Origin of the sequence: Streptomyces sp. NPDC002490, from assembly GCF_040296045.1 — a bacterium.
Taxonomy (GTDB): Bacteria; Actinomycetota; Actinomycetes; order Streptomycetales; family Streptomycetaceae; genus Streptomyces.
Genome location: NZ_JBEOWM010000024.1, coordinates 88,402 through 105,301 on the forward strand (window position 1 = coordinate 88,402; position 16,900 = coordinate 105,301).

The following is a 16,900-nucleotide window of genomic DNA, read 5'->3' on the forward strand; positions in this document are numbered from 1 at the left end:
TGGCCCGCATGATCACGCGCACCGGCACCACCCCGTACCGGCACCGGCGGGCCCTCTCCGCGCTGCTGGCCCTGTCGACCGCGACCGGCGGACTGGCCGCGGCCGGCAGCACGGCCACCGCCCGCGCCACCCCCGCACCGCCCTCCTCCCTGGTCTGGGGCGACTGCCCCCGGGAGGACCCGCCCCACCCCAGCCCCCGGGCGCAGTGCACCACGGTGCAGGTGCCGGTGGACTGGGCGAAGCCGACGGGGCCGAAGCTCAGCCTCTTCGTCGCCCGCCACCGGGCCACCGATCCGGCCCGCCGCATCGGCGTCCTGATGTCCAACCCCGGCGGCCCCGGCAACCCCGGGGCCGACGACGCCCTGCGCGCCGACGACCCGTACGACGGCTACGCCCCGGCCATGCTCGAACGCTTCGACATGATCGGCTTCGACCCCCGGGGCGTCGGCCGCAGCGAGGGCGCCCGCTGCGACGAGGACCTCGCCGCCTCGGTGCCCAACCGCCCCCGGAACGCGGCCGAGTTCGAGCGGATGCGCACCCTCAACGGCGAGTTGGCCGCGAGCTGCCTCCGACAGACCGGCCCGCTCGCCGCGCACATGGACACCGAGAGCGTGGCCCGCGACATGGACGCCATCCGGGCCGCCCTCGGCGAACGGCGGATCAGCTTCCTCGGCCACTCCTACGGCACGCTGGTCGGCGAACGCTACTCCCGGCTCTTCCCCGACCGGCTCCGCGCGCTGGCCCTGGACAGCGCCATGGACCCGGACCGCCCGGACGCCGAGCGCTACCTCACCGACGGCAGCACCACCACCGACGACACGTTGAACCGACTCGCCGCCTGGTGCAAGACCGACGCCTCCTGCGCGCTGAAGAGCAAGGACGTGCGGACCGTCGTCGCGAAGCTGTACGCCCGCGCCGACGCCGGCACGCTCCGCGAGCCGGGCCCCACCGGCCCGACCCGGGCCCGGATCGACGCCGACCGCTTGACCGACCACCTCACCTTCGCCCTCGGCAGGTGGAGCCCGGAGACGACCGCAGCCGAACTCGACGCGCTGCGCACCGGCAAGGGCGAGATGAGGCAGTTCGGTTCGACCGTCGACCTCACCGGACGACTGGTGCTCTGCCGGGACTACGACTTCCGCCTCCGCGACTTCGCCCACTACCAGGCCGTCCGCAAGCGCCTCGCGAAGGCCGTCCGGCACGTCCGCTACAACTCCCAGGCCCTGGACACCGTCCTCGCCTGCCAGGGCTGGACCCTGCCGCCCGAGCCCCGCCCCGCCCAGGCGAAGGGCACCCTGCCGCCGGTGCTGGTGGTCAACGCCACCCACGACCTGGCGACCCCGCTGCCCGGCGCCCGACGCATGGCCAGGGCGTTCCCGAAGGCGTCCCTGCGCATCGTCGACACCGTGGCCCACTGGCTCTACGACAAGACCTCCCGCCAGGAGATCGACGCCTACCTCCTCCGCCCGAAGGGCTGACCCGCCGGGGACGACCCTCCTGCTCACGGCTGCGCCCCACCAGGTCGCCGGACGGCGGCGCAGCCGGCGGGCGTTCGGCGCATCCGGGTCGAACCAACGCGCGTGCGGGGTCAGTGGGGCCTGCGTTGCCCCATGGCGGTGTGGAGCCAGTCGAGGGTGTCCTGGGCGAGGAGGGCGTCGGCGAGGTGCTGGGCGGTGGGGGTGGTGAGGCGGGCGCGGCTGTTGTCGATCCAGCGTTGGGCGTCGGCGTGGCCGCGGGCGCGGTACTCGATGCCCTGGAGGAGGCATTCGAGTCTGTCGGCGTCCTTGGCGCAGCGCGCTTCGGGGGTGTCGCCGGTCTCGTACTCGTCGATCCAGGCGCGGACGGGGGTGGTGAGGGCGTCGGGCATGCCGGTGGTCTGGTCGGCGGTGACGGTCCGGGGGTCGCCAGGGGCGGCGTAGCGCTTGCCGAGGTGGTTGACGTCGCCGGTACGAGTCTCCTGGGTGTCGTGCCACACCGCGAGCAACGCCGCACGGGCCGGGTCAGCGCCCTCCAACGGTGCGATGACCGAAGCGATCAGCGAAGTCCGCCAGGAGTGTTCGGCCACGCTCTCCGGATCCCGCACCCCCGCCATCCACCACCCCGTACGCCGCGCGTTCTTCAACGTCCCCGCCTCGTACAGGAAGTGCGCCACCCTGGTCAGATCGCGGTCACTCACGTCGTACTCCCTTCATGCCCGCCCGATAGCGGTTTCGGGCAGCGGACCATGGTGCGGCGTCCCCCAGACGGGGACGCGTTGTCCACCACTTCGCGGCAGGGCGCCAAGGGTAGGGCTCTCCGGTCCGGTTGGATGCCAAGCCGCACTCTTCGAAGAGCACGGCAACGCACACTGTGCCTGCGGTCGCTTTCCGCATCCCGCCCATTCCGCCGTACATTGGGGCATGAGCGCTTGACCCTGAGAGGGGAACCCATGAACCCATCAGTGATGACCAGCGGGGAGCGGATCAGGTACTACCGCGTCAAGGCAGGCAAGACCCAGGCCGCTGTGGCCGGCTTGGTGGGCCGGTCGGAGGACTGGCTGTCCAAGGTCGAGCGAGGCGTCATCAGTATCGACAGCCTGTCCATGCTCATCCGCATCGCCCGCGAGCTGGGGCTCGACAACGTTGCGGATCTGGTCGGTGGTGCCGTCGACATCTCCACCACCGTCAGCAACCAGCACCCATCAGTACCCGAGATCAAACGAGCACTCACCACACCGCCGTCGCTTCTCGGCCTGAGTCGCTCCGGAGACGTTCTCGCTCCGGAGGACCTCGCCGCGCGCGTACGCGAGGCGTGGGAGGTCTACGAGACCGAGACGGATCGGTACGGACCGGTGGGTGAGGCCCTGCCCGGACTCCTGGCTGACGCCTACGCCACCTCCGCCGCCGTCTCCGGGGATGCCGAACGCGCCGCGGTCCGCAGCTTGATCTCACTCCTCCACCTTCATCAGGTGTTCCTGCGCCGTGTCGGCGAAAGGGCGTTGTCGCTACGCGCGGCCGAGCGGGCATTGGTGATCGCTGATGAGGTCGGCGAGCCGGCATTGATAGCTGCGGCCTCGTGGAACGTGTCCGGCATCCTGGTGTCGAGTGGCCAGGTTGACGAGGCTCTGGATCTGGCACGGTCGGTCATCGCGCACACCCGGCCCGGCCCCGAGGCGGAGCCGGAGCACATCAGCGCCTATGGAGCGCTGCACCTCGTCGCAGTGATCGCCGCGGTCCGGGCCTCACTGGCGCCCACCGCGTGGGCGATGCTGGCTGAGGCCAGGAAGATCGCCAAGCGCATCGGAGAAGACCGCAACGACTTCCACACCGCCTTCGGGCCGACCAACGTGTCCATGCACAGTGTTCACCTGGCCGCCGAGGAGGGAGACGCCTCGGAGGCGTTGCGCCTCGCGGACGAGGTGGAAGTACCCCACAACGGGGTTCTCCCACTGGAACGGGTGACCCGGTATCACCTTGAGGTGATGCACGCGCATCGGCGTGCGGGGGATGACTTCGGGACTCTGTTCATGCTGAGGAAGATCCGGGACGCGAGCCCCGAAGAGATCAGGTACTCGCCGTTGGCACGAGAGGCGGCGCAGACCCTGGTGAAGCGCGCCAGGCCACACATGCGCCGCGAAGTACACGAAATCGCCCAGCACGTAGGAGTCCTGACGTAGCGCCAGAAGTCGGAGTGGGGTGCTACCCGGAATTATCCTCCGGGTAGCACCCCACTCGCACGTCTACCGTCCGTGACATGACGATCACTCATATCGAATCCGAGTGGGGGGCATGCGAAGCATGACTGCGAATCCGACCAAAGGCGTTCGGGTGGCACGGGCGGGCGAAGTGCGGCACACGGAGGCGGGACGCATCGCGCTACCGCTGGTAGTCGAGCAGGACGGCAGCGTGGTGGGTTGTGGCGTCGCCCTCTTGGTCCTGACCGTCTCCGAAGCCGTGGAACTGCATGGGGACCTCGGGCGCGCACTCTCGGTACGCCATGGAAGGCAGGGCGGACCATGGGCGTAACCCGTCGGGGCGCCATCGCTGACGCTGCTAGCGGCGTGGAACAAGCCCCTCAACCTCGATCCCTCACCGGCCGTCTCGCCGCCTGGGCCGGGACTCGTGGCACCACCGAGCAGGTGGCGGTCGCCGCGTTGATCGAGGAGGGTGACGTCCTCGCGCGGGAGGACGTGCGGGACCTCCTCGTCGCCGACACCGGGACGGCGGCATCCTGTGATTGGCCTCGGTTCGAGGCCCGTTACCGGAATTCGTTGGTGTTGGACGCGAGTGAGCGGGCGTTCCTGGACTTCGTGGTGGCGGTCAGCTTCCCGAGGCTGGTCCCGCTCTGGCAGGTCGAGCACCTCGGAGAACGTCGACTGGTGGTGGTCTTGCGGGCGTTGGCCGCGCTGGCCGGGGCCGGCGCGGTGAAGGTGGAGGTCGGCTCGTGGTGAACGTCTGTGTGCAGTGTCGTGAGTCGATCGGGGCACGGGAGCCGTTCGACGGGAGCCCGGGCGGGGTGGTCCACCGGCGGTGCACCGAACCCGCCCGGGCCGCCGAGGCGGTGGAACGGGCCGCCTGGCGGGCGTACCTGAGCCATGTCGGGACGTGTGACGCGTGTCTGCCCGAGCCGATCGGCTGCCCCGAGGGCAAGCGACTGCGGCGGGAGTGGAAGACGGCGGATCGGGCCCACTTCGCCATCCTGGAGCAGCCTGCCCCATGAACGTCCACCCCTTGGCGGCGGTCCTGTCGGCGCGGGAGGTGCAGGAGCAGTGGGTGCGGCGGAGCATCGCCCTGGTGCCCTGCGGGCACGCCTTCGCCGCGATCCGGATGCCCACCGACCTCGTCCACACCGCCGCCCGCACCCGCGAACCCGAGCAAATTCGCATCTACCTCACCCACACCCTCCACGGCCCCGTCCTCACCGACCGCACCACCCACCACCACTACGCCCTCGTACCCCCCAACACCCCACCCATCGAGAGCCACCCGAACACCCGCTACCTCGGCACCAACACCTACCTCGGCCTCCCCCGCCCCGACCTCACCCACCCCACCACCCACCACCGCTGCCACTGGATCATCCCGCCCAACGGCCAACAACTCTGCCCACCCGAAGCCGTCTCAGCGCTGTTGCGCCGAGCAGTGCGGTGAGCCCTCGAACGGACCAGTTCCTCTGCGTCCTGAGCATCGTCGCACTCCTCGGCGCACTCGCCCTCGGCATCACCCGCCCCTTCTGAGCAGCCGCCCACCTGATTCATGACACTCCCGTCGAGCAGGACGGCAGTGTGGTGGCTTGTGGCGTCGTCCTCTTGACCCTGACCGTCTCCGGAGCCGTGGAACTGCATGGGGACCTCGGGCGGTGCGGACCCCGGCCACGACCAGTGCGGGGCGGTCACTACCACGCCGTCCGGTCCACGGAGAGCACCCGGCCCGGAAGTCGGCGCGGGCGCGCTCCGTGCGATCCCGCGGGGGACGGATGCGAGGAGATGTGCGAGATGCGGAGGGGCGGGCGAGCCGCACGGGGGAGGGGCGGCGACCGGCGACCGGTCCCCGCCCCTCCCGCCGGAGACGCCTTCCCCTAGCCGTCCCGTTTTCCCTTCCCGCCGACCCGGAAGTCCGCTTCGCAGTCCAGGGTCTGGACGTAGTGCAGGCCACCCTGCCGGTACGCGAACCGGCAGTAGCGGAGGTTCTTCTCCGGCGGCGCGGTGATCTTCACCTTGACCTGGTAGTAGACGTCACTGGACGTCCGGGCGGCGACCTTCAGGGGGGCCTTCGCGTAGTCCTTGAGGCTGTCGAAGTCGGGGGCCGTCGGGTCGCCCTCCTTCGACAGCAGCGGCAGCCCTTCCGTGTCGTCCATGTGGTAGGCGCTGTATCCCAGCACCTTCACGCCCCGGGGTACTCGTTCGACCGCGACGTCCGTGATCTCGATGGGCCGCGAGGACACGTTGTCCGGGACCGGCAGGGCGAAGTACCAGATCTCCCCCACCCGGGCGTGGTGGTTGCCGACGACCCCGCTGGACTGGGTGCCGTCCGTGGCCAGCGCCCGCCCCTTCAGCGGCCCGGTCACCGCTGCACCGGCGGAGCATCCGGCGAGCGCCAGGAGCGTGAGGAGCGTGAGTCCCCCAGTACGAGTAGAAGACGCCCGGCTTCCCGTCCACCCTGTCATTCTTCCCCCAGATGTCGTGGCGTGAGTAGGTGCGCCCTCCTGCCGTGATCCGCTGCTTGTGATCGCGGTCGTACTGGGTGGAGGCTCCCAGTTTGACGCCGTGCGCGCTGACCGCGCCGGACCACTTGACGCTGCGGTTCTTCGTCAGCTGGAAGTGCGAGTTCGGCGGAACGTACGCACGGCGGATGCGCGGTGAGCGGTTCCAGCCGCTGTGGCCGTCCAGATGGCGGACGTCCTTGCCGTACTTGCCAGTCGCCCCGCCCGCGGGGACCTTGTACCGGGTCGGCGTGATCTTGTACCGGTAGTAGGTGTTGCGGCCGTAGTCGTGGCCCTTGGGTAGAACGGCACGGGCCCCGTTCCCGCACGCGCTGATGGCCTGGAAACCGAGCGCGCCGGGGGGCCCGCGCCCCGTCCTGAGCGTCGCCGCACTCCTCGGCGCACTCGCCCTCGGGGTCGTCCGGGCCTGAGTGCCAGTGGTGGGGGCAGGCACGGGTCCGCCCCCACCACCCCCGGGAACCTCAGCCACCGGTCAGGGTGCGGTCGAGCAGGGGCAGCAGACGGTCCCAGTGGCGGTCCAGCCCGGCGGGGTCGAAGGCGTCGGTGTCGGACATGGTGAAGCCGTGCCGGGTGCCCGGGTAGATCTCGGAGGTGTGATCGACGCCTCCGGCGTCCAAGGCACGGTTGAGGTCGATCAGTTGATCTGAAGTCAGGTCGCTCTCGGCGTGGCCGAAGTGGACCCGGGCGGTGAGCCCGGTGAGGGCGTCGAGGCCGTCCGCGCCCACCGGCGCGTGGAATGCGGCGAGGGCGGCCACCCGGTCCGGGTGGGCGACGGCGGTGCGCGTCGCCAGGAGGCCGCCGAAGCAGTAGCCGGTCACCGCGACCGGGCCGGGGGCGACCTCGGGCCGGGCGGCGAGGAAGGTCAGGTAGGCGTCGGCGTCGCGCAGGGCGTGGTCGACGGTGTGCGCCTCGATCATCGGCATCAACTGCGCGAAGAGCGCGGGCCGGTCCTCCTCTCCGATGTGCGCCGGAAGCTCGATCACCGGGGTCGGGCCGTACCGGTGGAAGTAGTTGGGGACGAGCACGTAGTACCCGTGCCCGGCCAGTTCGCGGGCCATCTCCCGGAGCACGGGGCGGATGCCGAACCCGTCCGGGTACATCAGCACCGCCGGGTGCCGTGCACCGCGGTCGGGGAAGGCGGCGAAGGCGTCCGCCGTGCCGTCGGGGGTGGGAACGTACACGGTCTCGGTGTGCATGGGGTCTCTCCTGTCGCGGTCGACGCGTCGAACGGCGACCGACACGACGGGGGCGGGGCCCGCGCGGCGGGGGCGGGCCCCCGACCGCACGGCGGGCCGGCAGCGCTCCGGACGGCGCTCAGGGCACCACCGGGTCACCGATCCGTGAGTGGCGCGTGGCGGTCCCGGCAGTCATCGCCGTCCAACCTAGTCCACCGGTCAGGACGGGTACCAGGACCGCGGGTGCCGGGCCGGGCGGCGGCGGGTAGGGAATCGACGGAAGTATGCCGAAGTCTGTCAACTCGACCTGCGTCCACCGCAGTTGCTCCTATACAGTGCACGCACCGCACCGGAACGGGTCGCTCCCGCTCCCGCCCCCGCAGGCGCCGGTTCACGGCCGTGCGACGCACGACGGGGAACGGGTGACGCGTCCGGCGGCTCGCTCGACGGTCGTCGACTGGAGGAGATCCGTGACCGGCACCCTGAGAAGGACGCTCGCGACGGTGGCGCTCTGTGGGCTCGCCGTGGCGGTCGGCCCGCCCGGCGGAGCCGCGGCCGCGCCCGGCGGCGGCACGACCGCGTCGACGGGGACGGACTGTCCCGTTCCCCCGGTCCTGGGAGGGTTCCACTTCGCCTCCTCGGTCGCCGCCGGCGCCACCGACACGAGCGTGGTGCTCACCCCGGGGGCCGGTGACCCGAGGATCCAGTGCGGGGCGGTGGGGACCACCCTCCAGCAGGGGATCACCTACGCGACCGTCCCCGGGGCGGGCGGGCAGCCCCGCCCGCTGAAACTCGACCTCCAGACCCCGACGGCGGGCGGCGGGCCCCGGCCGCTGGTCGTGTTCGTTCCCGGCGGCGGATTCATCACCTCGAACAAGGCGAGTTCCCCCGGCCGGCGCACGCACCTGGCCGAACGGGGCTACGCGGTGGCGTCGATCGAGTACCGCACGATCCAGGACGGGGCCACCTACGTCGACGGCGTGGCGGACGTCAAGGCGGCGATCAGGTTCCTCCGGGCCCGTGCCGCCGAGTACGGCCTCGACCCGCACAGGGTCGCCGTCTACGGCGAGTCCGCGGGGGGATACCTGGCGTCGATGGTCGGCACCACCGGCGGTGTGAGCGGGTTCGAGGCGGGCCCGCACCCGGACCAGAGCAGCCGGGTCCAGGCGGTGGTGAACTGGTACGGCCCGTCCGACCTGTCCAAGACCCCCGCCGACTTCGATCCCGCGACGCGCGCGGCGCAGGAGAACTCCACCGACGACGCCCGGGTGAAGTACGTCCTGGGTCCGGACGACCCGACCCGGTTGCTGGACGCGCCGGCCGCCGTGGCCGCGGCCGACCCGGCCACCTACGCGAGCCCCGACGACGCCCCGTTCGTCCACTTCCACGGGTCCGTCGACCGGATCGTCTCCCCGAGCCAGAGCCTCCTCCTCCACCACGCGCTCCTGGCCAAGGGGGTCCCGACCACGAGGTTCCTGGTCGAGGGCGCGGGCCACGGCCCGGCCGTCCCCCCGGGGGACGCCTCCACCCCGATGTGGAACACCCTCCGGGTGATGGGCCCCCTCACGGCGTTCCTCGGGACGCGACTGTCCTGACCGGCCCGGCGGGAACGCCGGTCAGGACTCCCGGGCCGCCGTGTCGACGAGGTCGGCGACCTCGACCGGGCGGGAGGCGAGGGAGGCGTGGCTGGCGTCCAGCTCGATGGTCCGGCGGGGGTTCATGCGGCGGGACATCGCGTACTGGTTCTCGGGGTTGATCATGCGGTCCTCGGTGGAGACCTGGTACCAGCTGGGCTTCCTGCGCCAGGCGGGGTCGGTGATCGGGGTGCCGAAGGTCTCGCCGAGGGGGGCCTTCTGGGTGACGGCGAGGACGAAGCCCTCGTCCTCGGTGAGGTCGTGGCAGAAGCTCTCGCGGTACTTCTCGGGCTTGATCCAGAGGTAGCCGTCGGAGTCGGGGACGATGTTGGCGAACGCGGCCGGCGGGACGTCCTGGCTGAGCTGGCCGGGGCTCTCGCCGGTGTCGGGGGCGAAGGCGGCGACGTAGACCAGGCCCGTGACGTTGGGCAGGTCGCCCATCTCGGTGAGGACGGCGCCGCCGTAGGAGTGGCCGACCAGCAGGACCGGGCCGTCGATCTGCTGGACCATCTTGCGGGTGCGTTCGGCGTCGTCGGCGAGGGAGGTCAGGGGGTTCTCGACGGCGTGCAGGTCGGTGTGGCCGCGGCGCTTCAGTTCGAGGATGACCTTGGTCCAGTGGGCGGCGCCGCCCCAGAAGCCGTGGACGAGGACGATCGCGGGCAGGTCAGCCATGGGCACGGACCCTTCGTGTGGCACGGGCGCGGAGAGGGGCCGACGGCCCCCGTTCACCGTAGGGGCGCCGCACCGGGGCCGCCACCGTGTCCACGGGCCGGGGAGGGCCCGCGGGTGCCCCTCAGGCGCTCTTGACCCGGGGGGCGGGCCGTCGGGGGCCGGTGCCGTGCTTCAGGAGGCTGCGGATGGGGTGCCAGAGTTCGGCGTCGTCGTCGGGGGCGGTGCGCCAGACCAGGCCGTCCGGGTGGTGCAGGACTGCGGTGATCTCGTCGGGGGTCGGGGGTGCGAGGTTGCCGCGCAGGTAGACGGAGCGCAGCCCGAGGTTGCGCAGCCGGGTCAGGGCGCGGGCCCGGTTGCCGGCGACGACCAGGACCCGGACCCGGGCGCCGGGCTCGGTGCGGGTGGCCGGGGCGGCGCCGGGGTCCGGCAGGTTCAGGGCCACGACCACGTCGCCGTTCGGCAGTCGGCAGAATCCTCCGGCACCCATCCCTCGTCACACCTCCTGTCGGACGCCTCCGGAGATCCTCGGGGGCGGGCCGTCCGTTGAATCTTGTAAGACATCGCGTCAATAGGATCGTACTCCGGCACCTAAACACGAGCGGCCGCCACCCCGCTAGGGGGTGGCGGCCGATCATGGCTTGACCTGCGGAAACGTCCTTACTTGGTGGAGGGTCCCACCTGGACGGTGATCGTGGAGCCGTCCCACGGCTGGTTCACGATCTTGATCTTGGTGTTGGTGTCCGGGACCTTGACGCTGGCGCCCGGGTTGGCGGCGTCCCAGTAGGTGCCCTTGCGGTCGTCGAAGACCGACACCCCGCGGTGCGCCGGGACCTTCGTCGGGACGCCCGCACTGTGGAGCGTGAACGCCTCCGAGCGGCGCAGGCTGAAGGTGGAGTCGAAGGACTGGATGCGGTTGCGCATCAGCGTGCCGTCGGACCACTTCAGCGGGGCCGGGCTGGCGTCCACCGGCAGGACCAGGCCCTCGCCCGGGTGCTGCTTGGTGTTGTTGTTCTGCTGGGAGGTGTCCCAGAGCCAGACCAGCAGGCCGCGCTGGTACGCGTAGTGCTCCACCCAGTCCGAACGGGCCGGGGCGAAGCCGAAGTTGTACGGTCCCACGGCCAGGGTGCGGTCGTAGGAGACGTACTGGCGGTTCTCGGCCAGGTAGTACTGCTCGTACTCGTTGGTGAAGGACTCGCCGATGCGGGAGAAGCCCTTGGTGACCCAGCCGCCCGCGTCGGTCTCGGCGCCGTCCGCGAAGACGGTCGTCCCGTCCGCGGTGACCTTCAGCGCGTCGCCGGTGAAGCCCAGGCCGCCGGCGCCGCCGTCGGTGGCGTAGCGCAGCCGCAGGTCGACCTTCTTGCCCGCGTAGGCGTTCAGCGGGTAGACGAGGGCCTTGTGGCCGCCCGAGACGCCGCTCAGCGCGGGCCGGTCGGCGCCGTCGCGGACGAGCGGGCCGCCGCCGGCGGTGCCGTCCAGGGCCGTCCAGTTGGCGCCGCCGTCCGTGGAGACCTCGGCGTACAGGTAGTCGTAGTTCTCCTCGATGTCCCACCAGCCCTGGAGGGACAGCTCCGCGGTGGTGCGACCGGTCAGGTCCACCGAGCGGGTCAGGGCGTTCTGGAGGTTGTCGCCGCGACCGCTCCACCACTGCTGGGCGCCCTCGGCGGGCGTCGTGACCTTGGTGGTCTTCTTCTTGTTCGGCAGCTGGACGATCAACGCCTGCGGGTTCTTGGTGTTGTACGCCGACACGCCGAGGCGGTGGGTGGACGCGGTCGCCGCGCGGGCGAGGTCGTAGTCCAGCCAACCGAGCTGGAGCTTGTCCCAGGCCGTCATGTCGCCGGGCAGGTCACCGATGGTGTCCTTGCCGCGGCCGAGCCAGGAACCGCTGGACATCAGCGACCAGAAGCCGGTGGAGTTCTCGGCGCCGCCGCCGGAGGTGTCGTACAGGTCGGGCAGGCCCAGGTCGTGGCCGTACTCGTGGGCGAAGACGCCGAGGCCGCCGTTCTCGGGCTGCACGGTGTAGTCGCCGACCCACACGCCGGTCTCGCCGATCTGGGTGCCGCCGGCGCGGTTGTTGCCCGGTCCGGTGCGACCGGCGTCGCTGCCGTACGCGTACCAGCGGTGCGCCCAGAGCGCGTTGGGGCCCTCGGCGCCGCCGCCCGCGGACTCGTCCTCGCCCGCGTGGACCAGCTGGAAGTGGTCGATGTACCCGTCGGGCTCGTTGAAGTTGCCGTCCTGGTCGAAGTCGTACCGGTCCCAGGCGTCGTAGGCGGAGAGCTGCTGCTTGATCTGCGCGTCCGTCTGGCCGGCCGCCTTCTGGTCGCGGACCCAGGCGTTGACGCCGTCGCGGACCGCGTCCCAGGCGTTGACGCAGTTGGAGGAGCCGCAGAAGTTGGAGCCGTAACGGGCCTCGTTGTAGTCGACCTTGACCCAGTCGGAGACGGTGCCCTCGACGGAGTAGCGGCCGGAGGACGCCTTCTCGTAGTACGTCTTCAGGGACTCCTTCTTGTGGCCCTTGCCGTCGAAGCCGGTGCCGAAGTAGAGGTCCTGGAAGTGCTCGCGGTTGTAGTCCGCCTGCCATGCCGTCGAGTTGTCGTGGGCGCGGTCCGGCTTGGGGATCTTGTTGTGCGCCGGGCCGGGCGTGCCGCCGTACTTCAGCACGGGCGGCTTGGGGCCCTCCGGCCCGTCCGGGTCGTGCTGGGTGGTGTTGTCGACCTTGTCGCCGAACTCCAGCAGGATCGTGAAGATCTTGTCGGTCTTCTCCCGGCCGAGCTCCACGTACTTCCGGTCGTCGAGCTTGACGACCTTCGACGCGCCCCGCCGCTGGACGGTGGCGTCGCCCGCGAGGACCTGCTCCAGCGCGGATTCGCGCTGCTCCGCCCGGGCCTCGCTGAAGGGCCCTTCGAGGTCGTGCTCGACGTGCCCCTTCGCCGTGGCCGGGTCCTTGCGGTCGGCGGCCGGGACGGGGGCCCCGGTCTCCGGTGCGGCCAGGGCCGGGCCGGTGTACGCGGCGGTGGCCGCGGCGAACGCCACGGCCACCGCGGCGGCCCTGAACGTCCTGCTTCTTCTGGTCACGTGACGGTGTCCTCCCCTGCGCCCCGCGGATCGCGGCCGTTTGGGGGGTCCCGGAGCGGGGAAGGCCGCGCGCGGTGTGCGCGTCACAAGTGCGGTCATTCGATCGGAGTTACAGAAGAAAAGACAGACCTTGACTTGAACATCTCAACGCACTATGCAGGGCGGCGGATCCGCTATCCGGACGCCCGGTACGTCCTGTCGTACGTGCCTGCGCGACCCAACCGGCGCACCCCGCAGCCCACTTGGCGGAGCCGGTGAATCCGTGCGCCCCCTCGTGCACCCGGACCGTGGGGTGCGTCACGCTTACCGTCGGGTTCCCTGGGCATGGAGGCGGAGGAGTCGCCCGGGACGTGCCCCCGTACGATGTTCCCGCGCCCGGGAAGCACCGCAGCACGTCCTAAGCCCCGTACCCGAGAAGTCCCGAGGACTGATACGCGATGCCTCGTCCGACTGCCGCACAGATCGCCTACGGAACCGCCACCGTCGTCTGCTCGACGATCGTCATGCTGCTGCTCTCCCGGACGGGTTCGGGCATCGCCGTCGCGGTGGTCACGGTCGCCGCGCTCGGCCTCGGCCTCCTGGTGGCCGCCACCGTCCCGCTGGCCGCGCGGGTCCCCCGGACCGCCCGCGTCTCGCCGCGCGCCGAAGGCGTCTCGGTGCCGCGCATCCCCGGGCAGCGCACCGGCGGTTCGCCCCGGCCCGGCGCCGGCCCCTTCGACGTGCGGGGCGGGGCGGCGCGGCGACCGGACGGCGTGCGCCGCGGCGCGGTGCCGCCGGCGAGGGCCCCGCGGCCCTGACGGCACGGACCCCGCACCGGCTCAGGCCGTGCTGACCTCGACGGTCTTGGCGGGCTTGTCGTGCAGGCCCTGCTTGTACGGCTTGTCGAAGAAGCTCCAGCCACCCGCGATCGCGGTCCACACGCAGGCGCAGCAGAAGGCGAACGGCAGCCAGAGCACGGCCGCCCGGAGCAGCGAGGTCTGCACGGACGGGGTGGCGCCGTCCGAGAGGTTGGCCACCCGCATCTTGAACAGCCGTTTGCCGACGGTCTGTCCGGTCCGGGAGATCAGCACCGTGTCGTAGCCGATGTAGAGGACCGCGGCGAGCACCGACTGTCCGAAGGACTTTCCGTACTCGACGTCGTCCGGGTCCACGGAGTAGCCGGAGAGGCCGAAGCCCCAGGAGAGCAGCCAGACCACCACCCCGACGATGACCATGTCGACGATCCGGGCGAGGACGCGTTTGCCGCTGTCGGCGAGCGGGGGCATGCCGGCCAGCGGGTCGGGGGCGCCGCCGTACCCGCCGTGTCCGCCGCCGCCGTACGGGCCGCCGCCGTAGGGGGAGCCGCCGCCCGCGGGGGGCGGCGGCGCTCCGTACGGGGAACCGCCCCCCGGCGGGGGCGGGCCGCCGGGCGGCGGGGCGCCCCAGGTCGGGCCGCCGCTGGAGGGGGGTGGCGGCCCGCCGGGTCCTCCGGGCGGCGGCCCGCCCGGAGGACCGGACGGCGGAGGACCGGACGGCGGGGGGCCGTTGCCCGCCGGCGGGCCCTCCGGGGGCGGGTCGTAGGGGGAACCGCCGGGGGACGGCGGCGGCTTGCTGAACGGGTCGTCGTCTTCCGGCTGTCCGGGCCGCGGCGGTTCGCTGCTCATGGCCCGAGTGGACCGCGAACCCCCTGGTCCCGCATCCGGCGCGCATCCGTCCGGGCGACCGTGCGCCGGGCCGTCAGCGGGCGACGAAGGTCCCGGCCGCCTTGTCGTGCCAGCCCTGGCGCCACGGCCGGTCGAAGACCGCCCACACCACCCCGACCAGGCCGACCAGCAGCAGGCCCGGCACGGTCAGCACCAGGAACCGGCGCAGCGCCGACCCGAACGACGGGCGGTCGTGCGCCTCGATGTCCTGCACCCGCAGCCCCAGCAGTCCCTTGCCGGCGGTGCGGCCCCAGCGGGCGGTGGGCAGCACCTCGAACAACAGGCCCGCCAACAGCAGTGCCGCCAGGACCGCCCCCAGGTAGGTGGCGGTGGTGCCGTCCAGCAGCCACACGGTGACCGTCCGGCCGGAGAGCTTCGCCGCCTCGATCTTGTGGTCGAGGTGGTCGGCGGCCCGCAGGCCGAGCGGTGCCGCCACCGCCCCGGTCGCCGAGGCGATGAGGGCCGAGTCGAGCAGCCGGGCCAGCAGCCGTCGCCCCCACCCGGCGGGCCGGGCCGCGGCCTGGGCCTGGGCCACGGCCAGGAAGGGGTCGCTGGTCGGCGGCTTCCACGGGATCACCGCCGCCTCCGCCCGGCCCTCGCCCGTGCCGGTGGCCGGCGGCACCGGCACGGTCGCGGCGAGGGCGGCGGGGGGCTGCGCCCAGGGGGCGGCACCGCCGGGGCCCGCCGTCTCGGCGGGCGCGGGCAGCGGCGGCGCCGGGGTCGGCGCCGCGTCGGGGGCGGTACGGGGTGCCGGCGCCGTCGGGCTCGCGGCGGGCGGCCGTCGGTCGCCGCCGGGGCCCTGCTGGTGCGGCAGGGGCGGGGCGGAGTCGGTGGCGGCGCGGGGCGGGCGGTGGAAGGTCAGGGTGCCGTCGTTCGGGCGGGCGCCCCGGTCGCCGCCGGGACCCGGCAGGGCCGGCGGGGCCACCGCTTCGGGGGCGGGCGAGGGGGTCGGGACGCCGGGGGCGGCCACCCGGGGGTCGGGGACCGGGGAGCCCCAGGAGACCTTGCGGTCCGGGTCGCCGGGGACGGCCGGCCGGGCCGGGCTCGCGCCCCAGGAGGCGGCCGGCCCGGGGCGGTTGCCGTGCGGGGACGGCTGCGGCTCCTCGTCGAAGAAGACCGGGCCGGTCTCCTCGGCGGGCGGGGCGGGCGTCGGTGCCTGGGGGGTGTGCGGGTGGGCACCGTCGACGGGTGCGGGACGGCTGGTGCCGGGGACCCAGGCGGCGCCGTTCCAGTACCGGACGTAGCCGGGGATGGAGGGGTCCGGATAGTAGCCCTCGCGGGGCGTCTCTTCGCCGGGTGCCGGGGTTGGGGCACTCATGTCCGTCGTCCCGTATCTGCTCGGTGGTGGGTGATGAGGGTTCCACATCTACCAGACGCGCGCCCCCGACTGCCCGGCTCCGGCGGGACGCCCCCCTTTCCGGGCAACGCGCTTCCCCCACCGGGACGGTGGTCCTCCCGGAAGCCGCCGGGGAGCGAATCGATCGCGCCACGGACCGATGCGGAACGGTCCGCTTCGGTCTGGAAAAAAACTTCTGGGAACTCGCGTAATGCTCCCGGGCCGGCGCGCTCTCCACTCGTAAGGGCCCGCTCCGGGTCCGTGACGAGGAGAGGACGTACGACATGCACACCGTGGTGGAACGCGAGCTGGAACTCCGACTGGTCCTGTCGCCCGAGCGCAGCATCCCGGTGCCGGCCCTGCTGGCGTACCGGACCGAGGACCCGTTCGCCGTGCACGTCACCTTCCACATCGGCACCGCGCATCCGGTCAACTGGACGTTCTCCCGGGAACTGCTGATCGAAGGCGTGTTCCGGCCCTGCGGGCAGGGCGACGTGCGGGTGTGGCCGACCAAGGCGGACGGGCGCAGCGTGGTCCTGGTGGCGCTGACCTCGCCGGACGGTGACGCCCTGTTGGAGGCCCCGGCCGCGCCCGTGTCGGCGTGGTTGGAGCGCACCCTGCGGATCGTCCCCCCGGGGACGGAGGCCGACCGGTTGCGGATCGACGACGGGCTCGCCGCACTGCTGGCGCCCACCCCGGACCGGGGGCAGGAGGAGCCCCGGTCCTCCGACGGGGCGCAGGACGCGGAGTGAACGGGCCCGTCACCGACCGGCGCCGGTCGGGGCGGCCCGTCCGGGTCGGGGACGCCCGGCGGGCCGGAACCCGCCGGCCCCGTGCCACGGCGCGGGGCCGCACCGCCGATGGGGCCGGTCGCGCGTCCGGGGCCATCGGTGTGAACCCGCACGCGCTCCCCCTCGCCCGTCGGGGCGACGGCGCCGGGCCGGGCCACAGTGAGCCCCATGAAGGCCAGCACAGCCAGCACCACCGACGCGATCCGGGCCCTGGAGCACCTCGACGAGGACCCGCCGCCACCGGTGCCGCAGACCGGACCGGGTGCCCGCGGACAGTCCGGCTCGGCGACCGGCGACCGAGACGTCTTTGGCAGGGGAAACCCGCCGTCAGGACGCA

17 protein-coding genes are annotated in these 16,900 nt (G+C 72.6%); 8 read left to right on the plus strand and 9 right to left on the minus strand.

Going from position 1 to position 16,900, the window contains the following annotated elements; translation table 11 throughout:
- Positions 1-8: 8 nt before the first annotated feature.
- A complete protein-coding gene (locus tag ABT092_RS17655) occupies positions 9-1,478 on the plus strand; it encodes an alpha/beta hydrolase (RefSeq protein ID WP_351244729.1) in 1,470 nt (489 codons plus the stop codon).
- A 110-nt stretch (positions 1,479-1,588) separates the two neighbouring features.
- Here ABT092_RS17655 and ABT092_RS17660 read toward each other — a convergent pair whose 3' ends face one another.
- Positions 1,589-2,176 carry an HD domain-containing protein gene (locus ABT092_RS17660; RefSeq protein ID WP_351244731.1) on the minus strand — a complete coding sequence of 196 codons (588 nt, stop codon included), beginning with the start codon at positions 2,174-2,176 and terminating at the stop codon, positions 1,589-1,591.
- A 252-nt stretch (positions 2,177-2,428) separates the two neighbouring features.
- Between ABT092_RS17660 and ABT092_RS17665 the strand changes: the two genes are divergently transcribed.
- Positions 2,429-3,655, plus strand: a complete 1,227-nt coding sequence (locus tag ABT092_RS17665) for a helix-turn-helix domain-containing protein (protein ID WP_351244733.1) — start codon at positions 2,429-2,431, stop codon at positions 3,653-3,655.
- Positions 3,656-3,854: 199 nt separating this feature from the next.
- Here the strand turns inward: ABT092_RS17665 and ABT092_RS17670 are convergent, their stop codons facing one another.
- Positions 3,855-3,977: a hypothetical protein gene (locus tag ABT092_RS17670; protein ID WP_351244735.1), complete on the minus strand. Its 123-nt coding sequence runs from the start codon at positions 3,975-3,977 to the stop codon at positions 3,855-3,857.
- A gap of 62 nt (positions 3,978-4,039) precedes the next feature.
- On the opposite strand from ABT092_RS17670, the gene ABT092_RS17675 reads away from it, so the two are divergent.
- From ABT092_RS17675 to ABT092_RS17685, 3 genes are read left to right on the plus strand one after another with little or no spacing between them, the layout of a single operon-like run.
- Entirely contained in the window at positions 4,040-4,429 is a 390-nt protein-coding gene (locus ABT092_RS17675; RefSeq protein ID WP_351244737.1) for a hypothetical protein, read from the plus strand.
- Complete coding sequence (locus ABT092_RS17680) at positions 4,423-4,698, plus strand: hypothetical protein (protein ID WP_351244739.1); 276 nt, start codon at positions 4,423-4,425, stop codon at positions 4,696-4,698. The genes ABT092_RS17675 and ABT092_RS17680 overlap by 7 nt, the downstream gene beginning before the upstream one ends.
- The gene (locus ABT092_RS17685) at positions 4,695-5,129 is read left to right on the plus strand and encodes a hypothetical protein (RefSeq protein ID WP_351244741.1); all 435 of its coding nucleotides are present in this window, start codon (positions 4,695-4,697) and stop codon (positions 5,127-5,129) included. Before ABT092_RS17680 ends, ABT092_RS17685 begins: the two co-directional genes overlap by 4 nt.
- A gap of 427 nt (positions 5,130-5,556) precedes the next feature.
- Here the strand turns inward: ABT092_RS17685 and ABT092_RS17690 are convergent, their stop codons facing one another.
- Both ABT092_RS17690 and ABT092_RS17695 read right to left on the minus strand, forming a co-directional pair.
- Positions 5,557-6,045, minus strand: a complete 489-nt coding sequence (locus ABT092_RS17690; protein ID WP_351244743.1) for a hypothetical protein — start codon at positions 6,043-6,045, stop codon at positions 5,557-5,559.
- A 617-nt stretch (positions 6,046-6,662) separates the two neighbouring features.
- Entirely contained in the window at positions 6,663-7,397 is a 735-nt protein-coding gene (locus ABT092_RS17695) for a dienelactone hydrolase family protein (RefSeq protein WP_351244745.1), read from the minus strand.
- Positions 7,398-7,846: 449 nt separating this feature from the next.
- Here ABT092_RS17695 and ABT092_RS17700 point away from each other — a divergent pair, with 449 nt between their 5' ends.
- On the plus strand, positions 7,847-8,971 hold the full coding sequence (locus ABT092_RS17700) for an alpha/beta hydrolase fold domain-containing protein (RefSeq protein WP_351244747.1): 1,125 nt from the start codon (positions 7,847-7,849) through the stop codon (positions 8,969-8,971).
- Positions 8,972-8,992: 21 nt separating this feature from the next.
- Here ABT092_RS17700 and ABT092_RS17705 read toward each other — a convergent pair whose 3' ends face one another.
- The 3 genes from ABT092_RS17705 to ABT092_RS17715 all read right to left on the minus strand — a co-directional run bounded on the left by ABT092_RS17705 (position 8,993) and on the right by ABT092_RS17715 (position 12,754).
- The gene (locus ABT092_RS17705) at positions 8,993-9,682 is read right to left on the minus strand and encodes an alpha/beta hydrolase (protein ID WP_351244749.1); all 690 of its coding nucleotides are present in this window, start codon (positions 9,680-9,682) and stop codon (positions 8,993-8,995) included.
- 121 nt (positions 9,683-9,803) lie between these two features.
- A complete protein-coding gene (locus tag ABT092_RS17710) occupies positions 9,804-10,169 on the minus strand; it encodes a hypothetical protein (protein WP_351244751.1) in 366 nt (121 codons plus the stop codon).
- Positions 10,170-10,339: 170 nt separating this feature from the next.
- Positions 10,340-12,754, minus strand: coding sequence for an immune inhibitor A domain-containing protein (locus tag ABT092_RS17715; RefSeq protein ID WP_351244753.1), 2,415 nt, complete (start codon positions 12,752-12,754; stop codon positions 10,340-10,342).
- 437 nt (positions 12,755-13,191) lie between these two features.
- Between ABT092_RS17715 and ABT092_RS17720 the strand changes: the two genes are divergently transcribed.
- Entirely contained in the window at positions 13,192-13,551 is a 360-nt protein-coding gene (locus ABT092_RS17720) for a hypothetical protein (protein ID WP_351244755.1), read from the plus strand.
- Positions 13,552-13,572: 21 nt separating this feature from the next.
- On the opposite strand, the gene ABT092_RS17725 is transcribed toward ABT092_RS17720, so the two are convergent.
- Both ABT092_RS17725 and ABT092_RS17730 read right to left on the minus strand, forming a co-directional pair.
- Entirely contained in the window at positions 13,573-14,397 is an 825-nt protein-coding gene (locus tag ABT092_RS17725) for an RDD family protein (protein WP_351244757.1), read from the minus strand.
- A gap of 73 nt (positions 14,398-14,470) precedes the next feature.
- Positions 14,471-15,754: an RDD family protein gene (locus ABT092_RS17730; protein WP_351244759.1), complete on the minus strand. Its 1,284-nt coding sequence runs from the start codon at positions 15,752-15,754 to the stop codon at positions 14,471-14,473.
- Between the two features lie 302 nt (positions 15,755-16,056).
- Here ABT092_RS17730 and ABT092_RS17735 point away from each other — a divergent pair, with 302 nt between their 5' ends.
- A complete protein-coding gene (locus ABT092_RS17735) occupies positions 16,057-16,524 on the plus strand; it encodes an SsgA family sporulation/cell division regulator (protein WP_351244761.1) in 468 nt (155 codons plus the stop codon).
- Positions 16,525-16,900: the final 376 nt, after the last annotated feature.